The sequence below is a fragment of the Sphingomonas kaistensis genome (assembly GCF_036884275.1).
Lineage (GTDB): Bacteria > Pseudomonadota > Alphaproteobacteria > Sphingomonadales > Sphingomonadaceae > Sphingomicrobium > Sphingomicrobium kaistense_A.
This window is the reverse complement of record NZ_CP145607.1, coordinates 20,389-38,017: the sequence shown is the minus strand read 5'-3', so window position 1 is coordinate 38,017 and position 17,629 is coordinate 20,389. Positions and strand designations below refer to the sequence as shown.

Below are 17,629 nucleotides of genomic sequence, written 5' to 3'. Positions count from 1 at the left end.
GGATAACCAGTCGGGGAGAAAGCTTCAAAGCTTCGCAGATTGCTACCCCAGTTGGACGAATGGCGATGGTCAGCGTGGAGGGCTGGCGAACCAGCCCACCACGCTGTTTAGATCTCGGTCGCTTCGGCAAGCGCCAGAGCATCTTCGACTTCGACGCCCAGATATCTCACCGTCGTCTCGATCTTGGTGTGCCCGAGCAAGATCTGCACGGCGCGCAGATTGCCCGTTTGCTTGTAGATGAGGGCTGCCTTTGTGCGGCGGAGCGAGTGGGTGCCGTAGTCTTCGCGGCGCAAACCTATGGCCGTCACCCACTCGTCGACCAGGCGAGCATACTGCCTGGTGCTCATGTGTGCGAGCCGGTCAACGCGGCTGGGAAAGACGTACTCGTCGAGCGAGCCACCGCGTCGTTCAAGCCACTGAAGCAAACTTGTGCGGGCGGGTTCCAGAAGCTCGAACTGCACAGGGCGACCAGTCTTCTGCTGGACGATGATCGCGCGCTGGCGGATACGGGCTCCGCTGACCAGCTCGTCAATCTTGATCTTCACGAGGTCGCAACCGCGAAGCTTGCTGTCGATCGCTAGGTCGAAGAGAGCGCGATCGCGGAGGCGGTGCTCCTGCTCTAGGAAGAATCGCACCGCCCACACCTGCTTTGGCAGGAGCGGCCGCTTAGCGCCAAGCTTACGGCCAACGTTCCACGCGGGGCGGTCTTCCTGACCGGGATCGTAGATTGCATGTCCCATGCTTCATCTCCTCAGGCCCACAGCGGCCGAGGAGAAAACGAGCGAAGAGACTTGGCCTGGTGGAAAGCAGTCCGTCTGCTTTCGGATGCGCAGGCGGATAGCGGAAGTTCGTTCATGCGAGGCGTAGGGCAGCTATGCGCCCTTCGCAGGCACACCGAAGCCCTTCGCCAGTACCGACAAATGGACGTTTGTTCAGCTGAGTTGCTGATATTCGCAGCCGGCGAATTGCAAAAATTTCGTCACCCCGAATCAGAATAAAGGTAAACTTGAAGGAAGGTTGAGCGCATCTTTTAGCCCTAGCGCGTTCGCTGTCGCCGCGGTGCTTGCCGTATTGTCGAAGATGCACCAGCGCTCCTCGGCTTCCGTGTTCCGCAACGCCGCCGCAATGTCGCCAATCCGGTCCACATAGCTTGAGCGGTAGATGACAGGCGATCCATGCAATCGCCAATAGGCAAGGCCGTTTTCCACTAGCGGCAAGGCTGCCTCGGGCAATCGCGCGGGATCTGCCCCGACCCGGCTTACGCCCACCTCGCGCAGCAGGGCGTCACCTTCCACGCCAAACCAGCTTGCGTGACGCGGCTCGACTGTCACGCGCGCCAGTGAGGCAGCACGGAAGTCGCGAAAGAAGGCACCGGCAACTTCCGGGTCCAGTTCAAGGCTTGGCGGTAGTTGCACCAGCAGAACGGCCAGTTTCTCGCGCAGCAGCCCGGCTTCACTTAGAAACGCCTCCATCTGCTTCTCCGCCCCAACGAGCCGAGCCTCATGCGAGATGGTTTTGGGCACCTTTACGGAAAATCGGAAACCTGTTGGCACGCTCTCCCGCCACTTCTCCCAAGTGCTTGTCCGATGCGGACGGTGGAAACTGCTGTTGATCTCGGCACAGGAGAAGACGGCCGAGTAGCGCTCGAGGCCGGTCCCTGCCGAGGGGAATGCCTGTGTAGCGTCACTCGCTATGCTCCAGCCTGCGGTGCCGATGCGCGTGGTGTCCGAGAAAGCCATAAGGATACGAACGCACAAAGACGCGCATGTCTGCTTTCGCTCATTGCGGAAGTTCCGCTCACCATTCCCCAAGACATTGCGAGGCCGTAGCGGACCTCGGGAACATCACGGCGATCATCACCGTTCCGGCAAACGGTATCAGGAGGAACTGTTGCCATGGCTCGAGATATTCATCGCATCATGCCGCACAAAGATGGCGGTTGGCAGGTCAAACGGGACGGCGGGAAGCGCGCCAGTCATGTTGCTGACACGAAGGCCGAGGCCGAGAAAATCGGTCGCGAGATCAGCCGAAATCAAGGGACCGAGCTACAAATTCAGAATCTCGATGGCAAAATCATCAGGTCGGACAGCCATGGCAACGACCCTCGCGGGCGCGGGTAGTTTGCGAGCCGCTCCAATAGCGGTTTGACTCATCAGTGGTCAGGCCGTCGCCAACTATGCGCCGGAAAGCTTTTCATAGGCTTAAAGAATGCTTGTGACGCGCTTACGGCCGCGTGAGAGCTTGCGAAGGATTCAATGGCTCTTCAAGATGATCGTTCGCTACGGGGCGACCCATCGTCCTCATCAGGCTGAGATAGTGATCAGCTAAATCCTCATGTTGCCTCGCAATCTCAGGCGTAGGCTCGGCTAGGGCCCGTCCTGACTCAGTGAGAACCAGCTTGCGATATTTTGCGATCTTTTCGTAAGGCATGGCGTCTTATGCCTGCCACGGCTCGTACTCGTTTTCTACTTGGAAAGCGAAGCTCTTCGCCTCATGCCGCCGACGGGTTGTTGTGGCAGTTGGCCTAGTCTTGCCTGCCCAACGGGTTGAAGACTGCTTCGTCGTCTGACCACCGAAATGGAGCTACTATGCCAAGAATCATCAGGGATAACGGTCTGACTATCGTTCTCATGATGATGTTCCTCGTGAGCATCGTTGGACAGTGGCTCGCCGGTTGGAAAGTCGAGAACGAAAATCTTGGCCGCCATGGCGAGCATTTGCTTACGGGCTGGCAGTATCTCGGTAGCGCGTCCTTTATCTCGTCGGTCTTCGAGAACTGGGAAAGCGAATTCCTGCAGATGTCCACGTACGTCGTGCTGACCAGCATTCTCGTTCAGCGAGGTTCATCGGAGTCTAGAGACCCTGACAAGCCACCTCGCGATGGCTTGCCCGAGGAAGCAGCAAAGATCGAAGGATCACCGGGTGCGCTGCAACGCGGACCCCTTGTTCGGTGGCTCTACGCGCACAGTCTCGGCCTGACGCTCTTCACCCTCTTCGTCCTTTCCTTTGTCGTGCACTGGACGAACAGCGCGAGAGTGGCTGCACAGGAGGCTGAGGCCCATGGCGAAACGCAGGTCGACCTACTTTGGTATCTTGTCGACCCGCAGCTTTGGTTCGAGTCCTTTCAGAACTGGCAGAGCGAATTTCTTTCGACCGCCGTCTTGGTAGTCCTGTCCATTTTCCTCCGGCATCAGAACTCGCCCGAAAGCAAAGCGCTCTCCGCCCCAAATTCTCAGACCGGGCAGGAGTAGCTATCGGGTTCGCCTAGTGGGGTTGGGCTAGCTTCGTCTCTTTCAGATTGACCGAACACCGCATTATCCGCAGGAGTTGACGACCCGTTGCCACGTGCTCGAAGGTCGTAATGCTTCCGGGTCACAAGCGCACGAGATGCACCGCATTGCCCGCAGTCGATCCTCAGGTTGAGCAGGAGCACTGAGCCGGCGCAACCATCGCCTACGTCCAATATCGTCGTCCTAAGTATAGCGGACAGGCGAGTTTCGGCCACCTTGAGACATTCAGCCTAGGCTCTCTCAGTTGGGAGTGCGCGGGCCGATTAAGGACGTGAATTGGCGGGAGCTATTGTCGCAACCTATCCGCAAGTTCGTCGATCCGGGCGATCCCGCGTCTGATATAGCTCCCTGGCGCGGCGGCTCTCGAACCTGCAATTGCGTCAAGGCAATCTCCGGCAATTGAACGCAGCCTTTCGATATCGGCAAGACCTGCATCGCCGATCCCTTGGAGTGCCCGCCCGATCTGTCCGGCTTCTTTAGCACTTTTCGGATGTACGTGTTCGCCTGCAGTAATCTTGGCCAGCCAAGCGGCGGGTGCGCCCGCAGCGACGTCGAAAGCTGCGTCGGAGTGCGCGACCCGATCCTTGAATAGCCGTTTGTTTGCCGCATGGCCGCCTGTCCCATCGATGAAGGAAGTGAGCTGTTCGTCGCTCATTCCAGCAAGCCGGGCGAAGTGTCAGATGGGAAGCCATTCGCCGTTCGATATCTCGATCGCAAAGCGGAGATAGTCGACTGGATCGGCCCGGCTTGTATCGTCGAGAAAGTCGGAGAGCATCTCGGCGCGGTTAACGATGCCCTTCTTCACTGCCGGCTCGCCCTGACCGACTCGTACTTCGCCTACGAGCCGGAGCGCCGGCATCCCGGCTTTCTCGACGAAGTGGCCCTCCTTGATGAAGGCGATCTTGTCTGCGAGCTCCTTATCGATCCTGATCGAGCGCCTACCATCGGTTAGCTCGTTGGCAGAAAGATCGGCTACCATCGCCCTGCCAGGACCAAGCTGCACAAGGCGGTTGAGCATCGGCTGTAGTTCGGCCCGGACGCGCGCATCTCGCTCGTCGAGTAGCGTCCTAAGATCGCTATACTTGATCTTCAGGCTCTGGCCCGGATAGCGATAGTATATGTCACCCTCGGCGACGTCCCCGTCCTGCTTCGTCGCTACAATGGGACGAGCGGGATGCTGATCAACGTGCATAACGCCGACCACCTTATTACCGAACGAGATCTTCCCGATCTGGAAGACCGGAGTAGGGTCGAAGGTGCTCCGGATCCGACGGGTGAGGACGAGCGGGTCTGTTTTCAGCAAAATGTCGTCACGCATGCCGACGACAACTAGCTGTCTCCCCTCCACGTCATTGTCACGGACGCCGAAGAGGATGTAGCCTCCCTGATTGTTTGCGAGAGCAGCCATGGCGCGCAGCCAGTTCCCGCGCAGGTGAAAGGTCTCCTTGCACTCTACTCGGTCTGTCTCGTTGCCGACCAGTCGCCATGCACCCTTGCCGATCTTCTCGAAGAGTGCCCTCAGAGTCACTGGTGCGAGCGGATCGGGTTTCGCTATTTCAACATTGATCCGGCCAGCGGCATGATCATCGAGAAAGGTCTGCAGCTCTTCATCGGTCGCGGCTCCGATCACGGCGGAGCGGCCGTAGCGACCGGCGCGAATGTCGGCAAAGCGGCCTGTATTTACTGGCCGATCTTGATGGTTGAAGTAGAACTGGATGTCCGCAGTTTTCATGCCTCGCGCCATCATTGCCTTGATGAACGCAATCTCTCTGTCGGTGATCACAGTCAGGCCCCAGCTTTCTCGTTAGATTAGCTAGGTGCAAATCGACTGCAAGAGTCAGGAGCTGCGCCAGAGGAAGGCTTTCTCTTGCCACTTTCAGGCCAGGGCGCACATGAACGAACGGCTGCTTACGTTTGATCGAAAGTCAGCGCCGAACGTCGGCTTGTGGGTCTTTCCAGACAAAGTAACCCTGCGTTGGATCATTCGGTCCTCTAGGCCACTTGCAACTCGACTGCCGCTTGCCGCACGTCATTTGCGGAATCCAGAATGGGGGCACCCGTGGGGGCACCGTCCCCGAGGATGCGGGTCGTGCTAAGCAATTGGAGAGAGCAGACAGACTTCTGTTCGAATCCCACCCTCTCCGCCACTTTCCCCTGACGCTTCAGATCCCGTCGCCGCCAAGCGCGCGATAGACGGCGACGCGATTCTGCGCGGCGGCGAGTTGTACGGCGACGACGTTGCGTTCGGTCGCATAGGCCGAGCGCTGGGCGTCGAGGACGTTGAGGAAGGGGTCCAGTCCTTCGCGGTAGCGGGCGGTGACGAGGCGCAAGGTCTCGTTGGCGGCGGTCAGGTTGCGCTGATTGGCGGCGACCCGGTCGCCTAGCGCGCCGCGGTCGGCAAGCGCGTCGGCCACCTCACGAAAGCCGGTCTGGATCGCGCGCTCGTAGGTCGCGAGCGCGGCCTGCTGCCCGGCACGGGCGAGTGCAACGTTTCCGCGCGCCGCGCCGCCATTGAAGATGCTGTAGGCCGCATCGGCGCCGGCCGAGAAGTTGAACGCGCTTCCGCTGAACAGGCCGCCGAGCGTGCTGCTGGCGAGCCCGAGCAGTCCCGTCAGCGAGATGCGCGGGAACAGCGCCGCGCGGGCCGCGCCGATATCGGCGTTGGCGGCGCGCAGGCGATACTCGGCCTCAATCACATCGGGGCGGCGAAGCAGGATGCGGCTGTCGAGCCCGGCCGGAAGCGCGGCGACACTGGCCGCCGCTTCGTTGATCGAGCGGGGCAGCAGGCTCGGATCGACCGGGGCGCCGACCAGCAACTGCAGGAGGTTCGCGTCCTGCGCGCGCCGCGCGCGCTGTTCGGCGAGATCGGCGCGGGCGGTCTCGAGCACTTGCTGCGCCTGAAGAAGATCGGTGCGCGGGGCGACACCGCCGCGAAGCCGAGCATCGGTCAGCACCCGGCTCCGCTCGGCCGCCGCAACCGTATTCTCGGCAATCGACAGCAACGAGGTGTCGGCGGCGTAGGTCAGCCAGGCATCGGCGATGTCGCCGATCAAAGCGACCCGAACCGCCCGCTCGGCCGCGCCGGTGGCGAGCAGCCGCTCCTGCTGCGCCCTGGTCTGGGACGCGAGCAGGCCGAACAGGTCGAGCTCGAACGACGGGAGCAGGCTTGCCGCGCCGCCGACGCGCACGCCTTTGATGTCGCCGTCCTCGTTCCGGCGCGGGCTGACGTCGACCCCGACGGCGCTGTCGAGCCTCGGCAATTGATTGGCGCGGGTGATCCTCACCTGAGCGCGCGCGGCGGCGATGTTGGCGGCGGCGATACGCAGGTCGCGATTGTTCTGGAGCGCCTGTGCGACCAGCGTCTGCAGCCGCACATCGCGCAGCACGTCGCGGTGACCGAACGCGGGGAGGGCAGGGGCCTCGGCGCGATACGGATCGCCGGCCGGCCAACTCACCGGAACCGGTGCGGCCGGGGTGCGGTAGGTGGGGTCGAAGGAAGTGCAGCCGGCAAGCAGGATGGGGGCGAGAAGGAGAAACTTCTTCATGTCGTCGCCTCCGCTGTCGGCGGCGGGGTCCGGCGGCGCAGTCGATCGCGGATCTTGGACACGCCGTCCCTCGCAGCGCGGCGCACCAGCACGAAGAAAAGCGGGATGTAGAAGACGGCGAGAATGGTCGCGGTCAGCATCCCGCCGATCACCGCCGTGCCGATGGCGATGCGGCTGTTGGCCCCGGCCCCGGTCGAAATCGCCAGCGGCAGCACGCCGAAGATGAAAGCGAAGCTGGTCATCAGGATCGGGCGCAGGCGGATCCGAGCGGCTTCGATCGCGCTGTCGAGCACGCTCTTGCCCTGCCGCTCGGCCTGTTCGGCGAATTCGATCATCAGGATGGCGTTCTTGGCGGCAAGGCCCATGGTCGTGAGGAGGCCGATCTGCAGGTAGACGTCGTTCTCCAGCCCGCGAAGCGTCACCCCAAACACCGCGCCGACTAGGCCGAGCGGGATCACCAGCAGCACCGCGACGGGGATGGTCCAGCTTTCGTACAGCGCGGCGAGGCAGAGAAACACGACCAGGAGCGACAGGCCGTAGAGCAAGGGCGCCTGACCCGCCGACAGACGTTCCTGGAAGCTCGCGCCCGACCAGGCGACGCTGGTGCCGGGGATTTCGGCGGCAAGCTGCATCATCCGGTCCATCGCTTCGCCCGAACTGACGCCCGGCGCGGGCTGACCCTGGAATTCGAACGAGGAGACGCCGTTGAAGCGGCTGAGGCTGCTCGGCCCCGTGCTCCACCCGGTCTGCGCAAAGGCGCTGAACGGGGTCATCTCCCCGTCGTTGCCGCGCACGAACCATTGACCGATGTCGGACGGCTGCGAGCGATAAGCGGCGTCGCCTTGCACGTAGACCCGCTTCACCCGGCCATTGTCGATGAAGTCGTTGACATAGCGTCCACCCCATGCGGTCGACAACGTGCTGTTCACGTCGGCCTGGCTGACGCCGTAAGCCGTGAGGCGTTGCTGATCGACGTCGATGTCGAGGTTGGCGACATCGGGCAGGTCGCTGAGGCGAACCGACGTCAGCAGCGGGTCGCCATTGGCGGCGGCGAGCAGGCGTTCGCGTGCTTCCTGGAACTGTTCGCGGCTGAGGCCACCGCTGTTCTGGAACTGCAGGTTGAAGCCGTTGGATTGGCCAAGCCCGCGGATCGCGCCCGGCACCAGCGCGAACACCTGCGCGTCGCGCAGGCCGCGGAAGGCACCGGAGGCACGCTCGACGATCGCATTGGCGCTGTTTTCCGCCCCCTTGCGCTCGTCCCACGGCGCCAGGTTGATGAACCCCTGACCGGTATTCTGCCCGGTCGCGCCGCCGCCGCCACCGCCGCCCGCCACGGTGAACACCACCGCGAGGTTCTTGGCTTCGTACTGATTGAGGTAGGTCTCGATCTGCCGCTGCACTTCCAGCGTGCGTTGCTGGGTGGCGCCGGCGGGCAGGCGGAACTGGATGCTGGCCGCACCCTGGTCCTCGGTCGGCAGGAAGCTGGTCGGAAGGCGGAAGAACAGGATCACCAGGATGGCGCAGGTGATGCCGTAGATGCCGAGGAACAGCCACTTGCGGTTGATGACGGTCATCACTCCGCCGGTGTAGCGCTCGATCCCGCGGTTGAAGTTGCGGTTGAACCCGTCTTGGAACTTGTGCGCCCAGCGCTGGTACCAGCGTGCGTCGACCCGCTCGGCGGCTTCTTCATCGGCGGGCTTGCGAGCTTTCAGCAGGGTCGCGGTGATCGCCGGGCTCAGGATCAGCGCGACCAGCACCGACAGCACCATGCAGCTGATGATGGTGATCGAGAATTGCTGATAGATGACCCCGGTGGAGCCGCCGAAGAACGCCATCGGCAGGAACACCGCCGACAGCACCACCGCGATCGCGACAAGCGCGACCTGGATCTCCTTCATCGAGATCTCGGTGGCTTCCTTGGGGCTCATCCCCGGGTTTTCTTCCATCAGGCGCTCGACATTCTCGACCACCACGATGGCGTCGTCGACGAGAAGCCCGATCGCCAGCACCAGCCCGAACAGGGTCAGCGTGTTGATGGTGAAACCGAACAGGTAGAAGATCGCGAAGGTGCCGAGCAGCACCACCGGCACCGCGATTGCCGGCACCAGCGTCGCCCGCCAGCTTTGCAGGAAGACGAACATCACGATGACCACGAGGACCACGGCCTCGAGCAGGGTCTTCACCACTTCCTCGACCGACAGCTTGATGAAGGCGGTGGTGTCGTTGGCGTAGGCGACCTTGAGGCCGTCGGGCATCGAGGTCGTCAGCTCGGCCACCCGCGCCTTAATCAGGCCGGCGGTCTTCAAGGCGTCGGCCCCAGGCGCGAGGCTGATCGCCATGCCGGCACCCGGATGGCCGTTGATCCGGCTGACCGAATTATAGCTCTCGGCGCCCAACTCTACCCGGGCGACGTCCTTGACCCGGACGGTAGCGCCGCTCGGTTCGGTCTTGAGGATGATGTTTTCGAACTGCTCGGGCCTCTGCAGGCGCGACTGGGCGGTGACGGTAGCGTTCAAAAGCTGGTCGCGCGGCTGGGGCAGGCTTCCGACTTCGCCCGCGGCGACCTCGGTATTCTGGTTCTGGATGGCGGTGATGACGTCGCCCGGCATCAGCGCGACACCGGCCAGCTTTTGCGGATTGAGCCAGATCCGCATCGCCCGCTGTGAGCCGAACACGTTCACGTCGCCGACCCCTTCGACGCGGCTCAGCGGATCCTGGATGTTGCTGGTGAGATAATCCGACACGTCGATGTTCGAGCGCCGGTCGGTCTCGTCAAAGACGCCGACGATCAGCAGGAAATCGGGATTGGACTTGGTGACCCGGACACCCTGCTGCTGAACCTGCTGCGGCAGCCGCGAGACCGCCTGCTGCACCGCATTCTGCACCTGCACCTGCGCGGTATCGGGATCGGTACCCTTGGCGAAAGTCGCCGAAATCCCGACCGCCCCGCGCGAGCTCGAGGTGGAGGAAAAGAACAATAGCCCGTCGATCCCGGACAATTGCTGTTCGAGGATCTGGGTGACGCTGTTCTCGACCGTCTCGGCGCTGGCGCCGGGATAGGTGGCGCGGATGTTGACCTGCGGCGGGGCGACGTCGGGATATTGCTCGATCGGAAGCTGGGTGATCGCGCCGATCCCGGCCAGCATGGTGATGATCGCCAGGACCCAGGCGAAAATCGGCCGGTTGATGAACAGCTGGGACACTAAGCGGGCCCGCCGCCCTTGCTCTGTCCGCCCGCCTTGCCCCGGCCGCCGCCCTGACCCGCCGGAGGTGGCGCGATGCGTTGCGGGGTGTTGGCGGGCACCGGTCGGATGTCGGCGCCGTCACGCAGGTTGGCGAGGCCCTGCGTGATGACCTTGTCACCGGCCCGAATGCCACCGGTAATCACCCAATCGTTGCCCTGCGCCCGATCGGCCTTCACCTCGCGGCGGATCGCCTTGTTGTTGGGCCCGACGATGAACACATACGCCTGCCCGCCGATGTCCCGCTGCACCGCATTTTGCGGCACGAGTATGGCGTTGGGCGTCACGGCCTGGGTGAAGCGGGTCTGGACGAACTGCCCGGGCAGCAAAGTGCCCTGCGGATTGGGGAAGCTGGCGCGCAAGGTCACGGTGCCGGTGCTCTCGTTCACCTGGAGCTCCGAGAATTGCACGGTGCCGGTGTAGCCATAATCGCTGCCATCCTCGAGAAGGAGGCGGACCTGCGTGCTGCCCGGCGTCACCCCGCCTTGCGCCAGCGCGCGGCGCAGCGCGGTCAGATCGGCGCTCGATTGCTGGATATCGACATAGATGGGATCGGTGCGCTGGATGATCGCGAGCGGCTCCACCTGATTGGCGCTTACGAGCGCGCCCTGCGTGAACAGCGAACGGCCGATGCGCCCACTGATCGGCGCACGGATGGTAGCGAAGCGCAGGTTGATCCGCGCGGTCTCGAGCGCCGCCTGATTCTGGGCCACGGCGGCGCGCGCCTGCCGGGCCTGCGCGGCGGCATCGGTATATTCCTGCTGGCTGACCGCTTCGATCTGGGCCAGCGGACGGAAGCGATTGGCCCGCGCCTGCGCCGCATCGGCTGCCGCGCGCGCGCTGGCCACGGTGGCGGACGCCTCATTCACGGCGGCGCGGTAAAGGCTGGGGTCGATCTGGTAGAGCGGCTGGCCCTGACGAACGAAGCTGCCTTCGGTGAACAAGCGGCGCTGAACGATGCCGTTGACCTGTGGCCGGACTTCCGACGTCTCATAAGCAACGGTGCGCCCGCCGAGCTGGGTGACGAGCGGCACATCGGTGGTCGTCACGGTGACGAAGCCGACCTGCGACGGCCCGCGCGCGCCTTTCGCGTTGCCGCCCTTCTGCGCTTCGGCCTCAGCCCCGCCCGAGCAGGCGCCGAGGATCGGCAACAGCACGCAAAGAACGAGGGCCGTGGCAGCGCCCGGCGATCTTTTGCTCATCAGATATACGCATTCTTCAAGCTAGCTACGCCCCTTCAATCGTGCCGTGCGGCAAAAGTTGCATAAGCGAACTCGTTATCGACCAACCGCCGTATCGCTCGGCCAACGGCCTGCGCTCAGGCGAGCGTGGCCAGCAGCGCGAAGGTCGCCAGCCAATGCTCCCCGGCATAATCGCCGCTGAGGTGCGGCAGCGCCGCGGCGAAATTGGCGTCGGCGAGGCGGGTCAGCAGCGGCGCGGCAGGGTGGGGGCCAAGGCGCTCGCGGATTGAGCGCAGCGCCCAGGCGCGGCTGAGATTGAGCCCATCGAGATGCGCGGTCTTGCCGTCGCTGCGGTCGGACACGAAGGCGGGCGCGAAGCGACCCTCCAGCGCGCCATTGTCGAGCAGGAACGCCTCGAACCACGGCGCGAAATCCTCGCGCCCCCGCACTCGCGCCATCAGCAGGGCGACGCTGAGGGCAGGGGACAGGAACTCGTCCCCGCCGGGCTCCCACCCGCGATAATCCCGCTCCTCCCCGAAACAGCGTTCGGTCCAGGCTTCGATTGCTTCGCGCAGGGCCGGGTCATGCTCGCGTGCCCAATCGTGCGCCAGGGTCAGCGCGAAAGCGGTGTTGAAATGCGTCCCGACCGTGATCGGATAGGTCAGCTTGTCGAGATAGCCGACAAAGCGCCCGGCGAACGCTTGGGCGAGCGGGCGCAGCCGGTCGCCCCAGCTGTGGTCGCCCTGCCGCTCGGCCTCGCCATGCAGTGCCAGCAACCAGGCCCAGCCATAAGGCCGCTCGAAGCCGGCCGATTGCGGGCGGTTGAGATAGGCGAGCTCGGCCGCCACCTTGTCGGCGGTGAAGCTTTCGTCCGCGAGCATGGTGATCCGCGCCGCTTCGGAGAGGTCGGGGAACAGCCGGCGGATGGTCAGCAGGGTCCACCAGCCGTGGACGCAGCTGTGCCAGTCGAAGCTGCCGTAGAAGATCGGATGCAGCACCCGGGGCGGCACCGCGTCGGCGTCGCCGAGCAGCACATGATCGAGCTTGTGCGGATATTCCTGGGTGACGTGACCGAGCGCGATGCCCGCGAAGCGCGCCGCCATGTTGCGGGTGAGGCCGCTCATCGGAACGCCGCCACGTAGATGATCAGGATGTTGAGCGCGAGAAGCGGCAGCGCTGTCGCGACCTGTGCTTTCACCACGCCATATTGGTCCTTGAGTTCGAGCAAGGCGGCGGGGACGAGATTGAAGTTGGCGGCCATCGGGGTCATCAGCGTTCCGCAGAAACCCGCCAGCATGCCGACGGCTCCCACCACCGCGGGATCGCCGCCATAATCCTGGATCAGCAGCGGCACGCCGATCGCTGCGGTCATCACCGGGAAAGCGGCAAAGGCATTGCCCATCACCATGGTGAACAGCGCCATGCCGATCCCGAACACCGCGGCGGTGAGGAACAGGCTGCCATCGGGAATGACCGAGCGGGTCAGCCCGCCGATGATGTCGCCGACGCCGGCCGCCGCGAACAGCACGCCCAAGGCCGCCAGCATCTGCGGCAGGACGGCGGCCCAGCCGATCGAATCGATCAGCCGCCGGCCTTCCTGCAGCGGGGTCAGCGGCGGCGGCTTCAGCCAGACGAAGATCGTGAGGATCGCCAACAGCACACCGAGGCCGAGCAGCACGTAGGTCTCGCGCTTGGCTTCGAACAGGCCGGACTGACCCAGTGGCGAATAATTGTAGAGCAAGGTGCCGAATAGCGCTGTCGCCGGAATGATCAGCGCGGGCAGGAACAGCTTGTTGCCGAGCCGTGCGGACCAGGCCTCTCGCTCCGCCTCGCTGGTGGTCGCCGGCTGGCCGCGCCCGACCAAGCCGAACCCGGCCAGCGCCGCCAGCCCGAGCACCAGGAAGCCGTTGCCGAGATCGCCGATCAGGTCGCCGCCAAGCAGGCTCAGCGCCATCAGCCCCCAGAAGGCGGCATTGCCCCAGCGCTTGGCGTTGCTGCGATCGCCCGCGCTGAGGATCGCAAAGCCGGCGAACATCGCGCCTGCCAGGAGATAGAGCCAATGGAGCGTGATCATTTGGCCGACCTCCTCAATCGCCGGTCGAGCAGCAGCAGCCGCGCGCCGTGGATCAGGAAAGCGAGGATCGCGGTCGGGATCGCCCACACCGCGAGCTGCAAGGGCGCAAGGTCGATGCCGTAAGTCGCGAGCGTCGCCTGGATCAGGACGATCGAGCCGATGGCGAAAAAGATGTCCTCGCCGAAGAACAGTCCGACATTGTCGGTCGCCGCCGCCATTTCCTTGACCGTCTCGGCGGTTTCCTCGTCGAGCTCGCCATGCTCCATTTCGGCCGCCGCGAGCGCCATCGGGGCGACCAGCGGGCGAACGGTCTGCGCCTGGCCGGCGGTCGAATGAAGGCCGATCGCGGCGGTTAACTGACGATAGCCGAGGTAGAGGAGCAGGAGCTTGCCGGTGGTCGCCTTGCGCATCGAGCGGATCAGCGTCGCGGCACGCTGTTGCAACCCGAAGCGCTCGAGCATGCCGATCACCGGCAGCACGATCCAGACGATGGCGATGATCCGGTTATCGTTGAACGCCTTGCCGAAGGTCGCGATCACCGCCAGCGGGTCGAGCCCGGCAAGCAGCCCCGTCGCCAGCGCCGCGACGGTCACCACCAGCATCGGGTTGAGCCGCAGCGCAAAGCCCGCGACCACCAGCAGGATGCCGAGCAGGGGCCAATAATTCATAAGGGCTCTCCAAACCCGCCGCCGCCCGGCGTCTCGATGATGAAGCGGTCGCCGGGCGCCATGTCGGCCTTGGCGGTGGCGGTCAGTTCCTCGATCGTGCCGTCCGCCCGCTCGACCCAGTTGCGGCCGGGCAGGGCGTCGCTGCCACCGGCCAAGCCCTTGGGCGCGATCCGCCGGCGATTGGCGAGGATGTTGGCACGCATTGGCTCGAGGAAGGTGATTTCACGCACCACCCCGTCGCCGCCCTTGTGCGCACCGCTTCCGCCCGACCCGCGGCGGATGGCGAAGCGGTCGAGCCGGACGGGGAGGCGGGTTTCCAAAATCTCTGGATCGGTCAGCCGGCTGTTGGTCATGTGGGTCTGCACCGCGTCAGTCCCGTCATGGTCCGGCCCGGCGCCCGATCCGCCGGCGATCGTCTCGTAATATTGGTGCCGCGCGTTGCCGAAGGTGAAGTTGTTCATCGTGCCCTGGCTCGGCGCCAGCCGCCCGGTCGCGGCGAACAGGGCGTCGGTGACGACCTGGCTGGTTTCGACATTGCCCGCCACCACTGCGGCCGGATAGGCGGGCGTCAGCATCGAATGCTCGGGCAGGATCAGTTCGACCGGGCGCAGGCAGCCATCGTTCAAGGGAATGTCTTCGTCCATCAGCGTCCGCACGACATAGAGCGAAGCGGCACGGGCGATGGCACGGGGCGCGTTGAAATTGTCGGGGCGCTGCGGGCTGGTGCCGGTGAAGTCGAACACCGCCGAACGAGCGGCGCGGTCGACGCGGATCGCGACCGTCACCTCGCCGCCATTGTCCATCGGGTAGGTAAAGGCGCCGTCCGCGAGTCTGCCCAGCATCCGCCGCACGCTTTCCTCGGCATTGGCGAGGACGTGGTCCATGTAGGCGGTGACCACCTCCGCCCCATGGTCCCGCGCGATCGCAAGGAGCATGTCGACCCCCCGGCTGCAGGCGGCGAGCTGGGCCTTCAGGTCGGCCATGTTGCGATCGGGGCGGCGGACCGGCCACTCGCCGCCGGTCAGCAGCGCCACCATCTCCGCCTCGCGCAGCCGCCCTTCGTCGACCAGCAGCTCGTTGTCGATCAGCACGCCTTCTTGGCCGATCGAAGTGCTTTCGGGCGGCATCGATCCCGGCGCGATCCCGCCGACATCGGCATGATGCCCGCGCGCGGCGACGAAGGCGGTCGGCGTGTCGCCCTCGCCCAAAAACACCGGCACGATCACCGTGATGTCGGGCAGGTGAGTGCCGCCGCGGTACGGATCGTTCAGCAGATACGCATCGCCGCGCCGGATCCCGCGCCCGTCCTGGCCGTCGCCCCGCGCTTCGATGATGGTGCGGATGCTTTCGCCCATCGAGCCCAGATGCACCGGAATATGCGGCGCATTGGCGATGAGCGCGCCCTCGGCGTCGAAAATGGCGCAGGAAAAATCGAGCCGTTCCTTGATGTTGACCGACGTCGCGGTCGCCTGCAGCGCGACGCCCATTTCCTCGGCCACAGCCATGAACAGGTTGTTGAAGATTTCGAGCCGCACCGGATCGACCTCGCGCCCGGCTGTGCGCTGGGAGGCGAGTGGGGCGGTGCGGGTCAGGATAAGGGAGCCGTCATGCGCCCGCGCGGCGGTCCAGCCTTCCTCAACCACCGTGGTCGAAGCCGCATCGAGGATCAGCGCCGGGCCGGCGATCTGCTGGTCATCGGCAAGCTCGGCGCGCTGGTAGCAATCCCAATCGCCGTGTTTCGTCGCGGTCGCGCCGTGTCCCGCCGGGTGGGAAAGGCTGCCCGGCAAGGCGGTCCCGCCGACCGCTTCGGCGACCAGCGCCTCGACGATGACCGGCGCGCTGTCGTCGGTATAGCCGAAGCGCTGGCGGTGCAGGGCGTGAAAGCGTGCGGTCAGCGCGTCCGCGTCCTCCAGCGGCAGTTCGAGTGAGGTATCGCTGCCCTCCAGCCGCAACCGCGCCCGCTCGGCGATCCGCACGCTATTCGACGCGACGCCCTGATCCTCCAGCGCCTGCCGCGCATCGCCGGTCAGCCCGGCCAGCGCAGCGTCGAAACTCACGCCGAGCGGCTGCCGCCAGCTTCGCTCGCGAATGACCTTGCGTTCGGCCAGCCCGATTCCGAACGCCGACAGCACCCCGGCCAGCGGGTGGATCAGGATCCGCTGCATTCCCAGCCGGTCGGCGACCGCGCAGGCATGCTGCCCGCCCGCCCCGCCGAAGCAGGCGAGCGTGTAGCGCGCCACGTCATGCCCGCGCGCGACCGAGATCTTGCGGATGGCGGCGACCATGTTCTCATTGGCAATGGCGAGAAAACCGGCGGCGACCTCTTCGGCGGACAGCGACCCTCCCGCCGCTTGCCGCACCCCTTCGATCCGGGCCAGCGAAGCGGCACGGTCGAGCGGCTGGTCGCCGCCCGGCCCGAACACCGCCGGAAACAATTCGGGCACGATCCGCCCGAGCACGAGATTGCAGTCGGTTACCGTCAGCGGTCCGCCGGCGCGATAGCAGGCCGGTCCCGGCTGCGCCCCGGCACTTTCCGGCCCGACCCGGAAGCGCATCCCGTCGAACCGGCAGATCGACCCGCCGCCCGCCGCCACCGTGTGGATCTGCATCATCGGCGCGCGCACCCGGACACCAGCGACGAGGCTTTCCTCCGCCAATTCGAGCTGCCCGGCATAATGCGACACGTCGGTCGACGTGCCGCCCATGTCGAAGCCGATCAGCCGGTCCTCGCCATGCGCCGCGCCCGCCGCGACCATTCCGACGACGCCGCCAGCCGGGCCCGACAGGATCGCGTCCTTGCCGCGAAAGGCAGTGGCGGCGGCAAGTCCGCCGTTCGACTGCATGAAACTCAGTTCCGCGCCCGCGCCGAGCCCGGCCGCGACCCGGTCGACATAGCGGCGCAGTACCGGCGACAGATAAGCGTCGGCCACCGTGGTATCGCCGCGACTGACGAACTTGATCAGCGGGGCGACTTCGTGGCTGGCGGACACCTGCGCAAAGCCCATTTCGCGCGCCAGTTCGGCCAGCCTTCGCTCGTGCGCCGGATAGGCCCAGCCGTGCATCAGGACGATGGCCAGGCTGTCGAAGCCCTGCGCCCGCAGCGCCTCAAGCGCGGCCCGCGCCGCGTCCTCGTCCAGCGGCTGGAGCACGTCGCCGTCGGCCGCCACCCGCTCGGGCACCTCGGCCACCGCCGCATAAAGCATCGAGGGCAGCACGATATGCCGCGCGAAGATCTCCGGCCGCGCCTGTGTCCCGATCCGCAGCACGTCGGCAAAGCCGCGCGTGGTCACCAGCGCGGTCCGCTCGCCCTTGCGCTCAAGCAAGGCGTTGGTCGCAACCGTGGTGCCCATCCGCACCGCGGCAAGGCGTCCGCCCTCCTCGGCCAGGACCTGCCGGATCGCTTCCAGCGCCGCGTCTTTATACAGGTCGGGCCGCTCGGACAGCAGTTTCACCACCCGCTGCCGCCCGTCCGAGCTGGTCGCGATCACATCGGTAAAGGTGCCACCGCGGTCGATGGCGAACGACCAGGAGCGGTTCACAAAGCGCCTTTCAGCATAGCGCGGTGGCGGGCTCAAGGGCCGGCTTTCCACATTCCGTCGCTCCGGCTAGGCCAACCGCTCAAGGGGGTA

General features: G+C 65.1%; 13 protein-coding genes. 2 read left to right on the top strand and 11 right to left on the bottom strand.

All coding sequences use genetic code 11. The features are described from left to right. Nucleotides 1–107 precede the first annotated feature (107 nt). Complete coding sequence (locus V6R86_RS00135; RefSeq protein WP_338501053.1) at nt 108–740, bottom strand: tyrosine-type recombinase/integrase; 633 nt, start codon at nt 738–740, stop codon at nt 108–110. Between the two features lie 249 nt (nt 741–989). Beyond that, nucleotides 990–1,739 carry a DUF72 domain-containing protein gene (locus V6R86_RS00130; protein ID WP_338501052.1) on the bottom strand — a complete coding sequence of 250 codons (750 nt, stop codon included), beginning with the start codon at nt 1,737–1,739 and terminating at the stop codon, nt 990–992. A 156-nt stretch (nt 1,740–1,895) separates the two neighbouring features. On the opposite strand from V6R86_RS00130, the gene V6R86_RS00125 reads away from it, so the two are divergent. Together V6R86_RS00125 and V6R86_RS00120 are read left to right on the top strand one after the other, a co-directional pair. Continuing rightward, complete coding sequence (locus tag V6R86_RS00125; RefSeq protein WP_338501051.1) at nt 1,896–2,120, top strand: DUF2188 domain-containing protein; 225 nt, start codon at nt 1,896–1,898, stop codon at nt 2,118–2,120. A gap of 468 nt (nt 2,121–2,588) precedes the next feature. Further along, nucleotides 2,589–3,251: a DUF6766 family protein gene (locus V6R86_RS00120; protein WP_338501050.1), complete on the top strand. Its 663-nt coding sequence runs from the start codon at nt 2,589–2,591 to the stop codon at nt 3,249–3,251. Nucleotides 3,252–3,576: 325 nt separating this feature from the next. On the opposite strand, the gene V6R86_RS00115 is transcribed toward V6R86_RS00120, so the two are convergent. The 9 genes from V6R86_RS00115 to V6R86_RS00075 all read right to left on the bottom strand — a co-directional run bounded on the left by V6R86_RS00115 (nt 3,577) and on the right by V6R86_RS00075 (nt 17,539). Continuing rightward, nucleotides 3,577–3,945, bottom strand: coding sequence for a hypothetical protein (locus V6R86_RS00115; RefSeq protein ID WP_338501049.1), 369 nt, complete (start codon nt 3,943–3,945; stop codon nt 3,577–3,579). A 21-nt stretch (nt 3,946–3,966) separates the two neighbouring features. Beyond that, a complete protein-coding gene (locus V6R86_RS00110; protein WP_338501048.1) occupies nt 3,967–5,073 on the bottom strand; it encodes an ATP-binding protein in 1,107 nt (368 codons plus the stop codon). A gap of 379 nt (nt 5,074–5,452) precedes the next feature. Next, complete coding sequence (locus V6R86_RS00105) at nt 5,453–6,835, bottom strand: efflux transporter outer membrane subunit (RefSeq protein ID WP_338501047.1); 1,383 nt, start codon at nt 6,833–6,835, stop codon at nt 5,453–5,455. Then, entirely contained in the window at nt 6,832–10,038 is a 3,207-nt protein-coding gene (locus V6R86_RS00100; RefSeq protein ID WP_338501046.1) for an efflux RND transporter permease subunit, read from the bottom strand. Before V6R86_RS00100 ends, V6R86_RS00105 begins: the two co-directional genes overlap by 4 nt. Further along, nucleotides 10,038–11,279, bottom strand: a complete 1,242-nt coding sequence (locus tag V6R86_RS00095) for an efflux RND transporter periplasmic adaptor subunit (RefSeq protein WP_338501045.1) — start codon at nt 11,277–11,279, stop codon at nt 10,038–10,040. Before V6R86_RS00095 ends, V6R86_RS00100 begins: the two co-directional genes overlap by 1 nt. 116 nt (nt 11,280–11,395) lie before the next feature. Then, nucleotides 11,396–12,382 (bottom strand): DUF2891 domain-containing protein, encoded by a 987-nt coding sequence (locus V6R86_RS00090; protein ID WP_338501042.1) that lies wholly within the window; start codon nt 12,380–12,382, stop codon nt 11,396–11,398. Next, nucleotides 12,379–13,332, bottom strand: a complete 954-nt coding sequence (locus V6R86_RS00085; RefSeq protein ID WP_338501041.1) for a DUF979 domain-containing protein — start codon at nt 13,330–13,332, stop codon at nt 12,379–12,381. Before V6R86_RS00085 ends, V6R86_RS00090 begins: the two co-directional genes overlap by 4 nt. Beyond that, entirely contained in the window at nt 13,329–14,000 is a 672-nt protein-coding gene (locus V6R86_RS00080) for a DUF969 domain-containing protein (protein ID WP_338501040.1), read from the bottom strand. The genes V6R86_RS00085 and V6R86_RS00080 overlap by 4 nt, the downstream gene beginning before the upstream one ends. After that, nucleotides 13,997–17,539, bottom strand: a complete 3,543-nt coding sequence (locus V6R86_RS00075; RefSeq protein ID WP_338501039.1) for a hydantoinase B/oxoprolinase family protein — start codon at nt 17,537–17,539, stop codon at nt 13,997–13,999. The genes V6R86_RS00080 and V6R86_RS00075 overlap by 4 nt, the downstream gene beginning before the upstream one ends. Between the last annotated feature and the right edge of the window lie 90 nt (nt 17,540–17,629).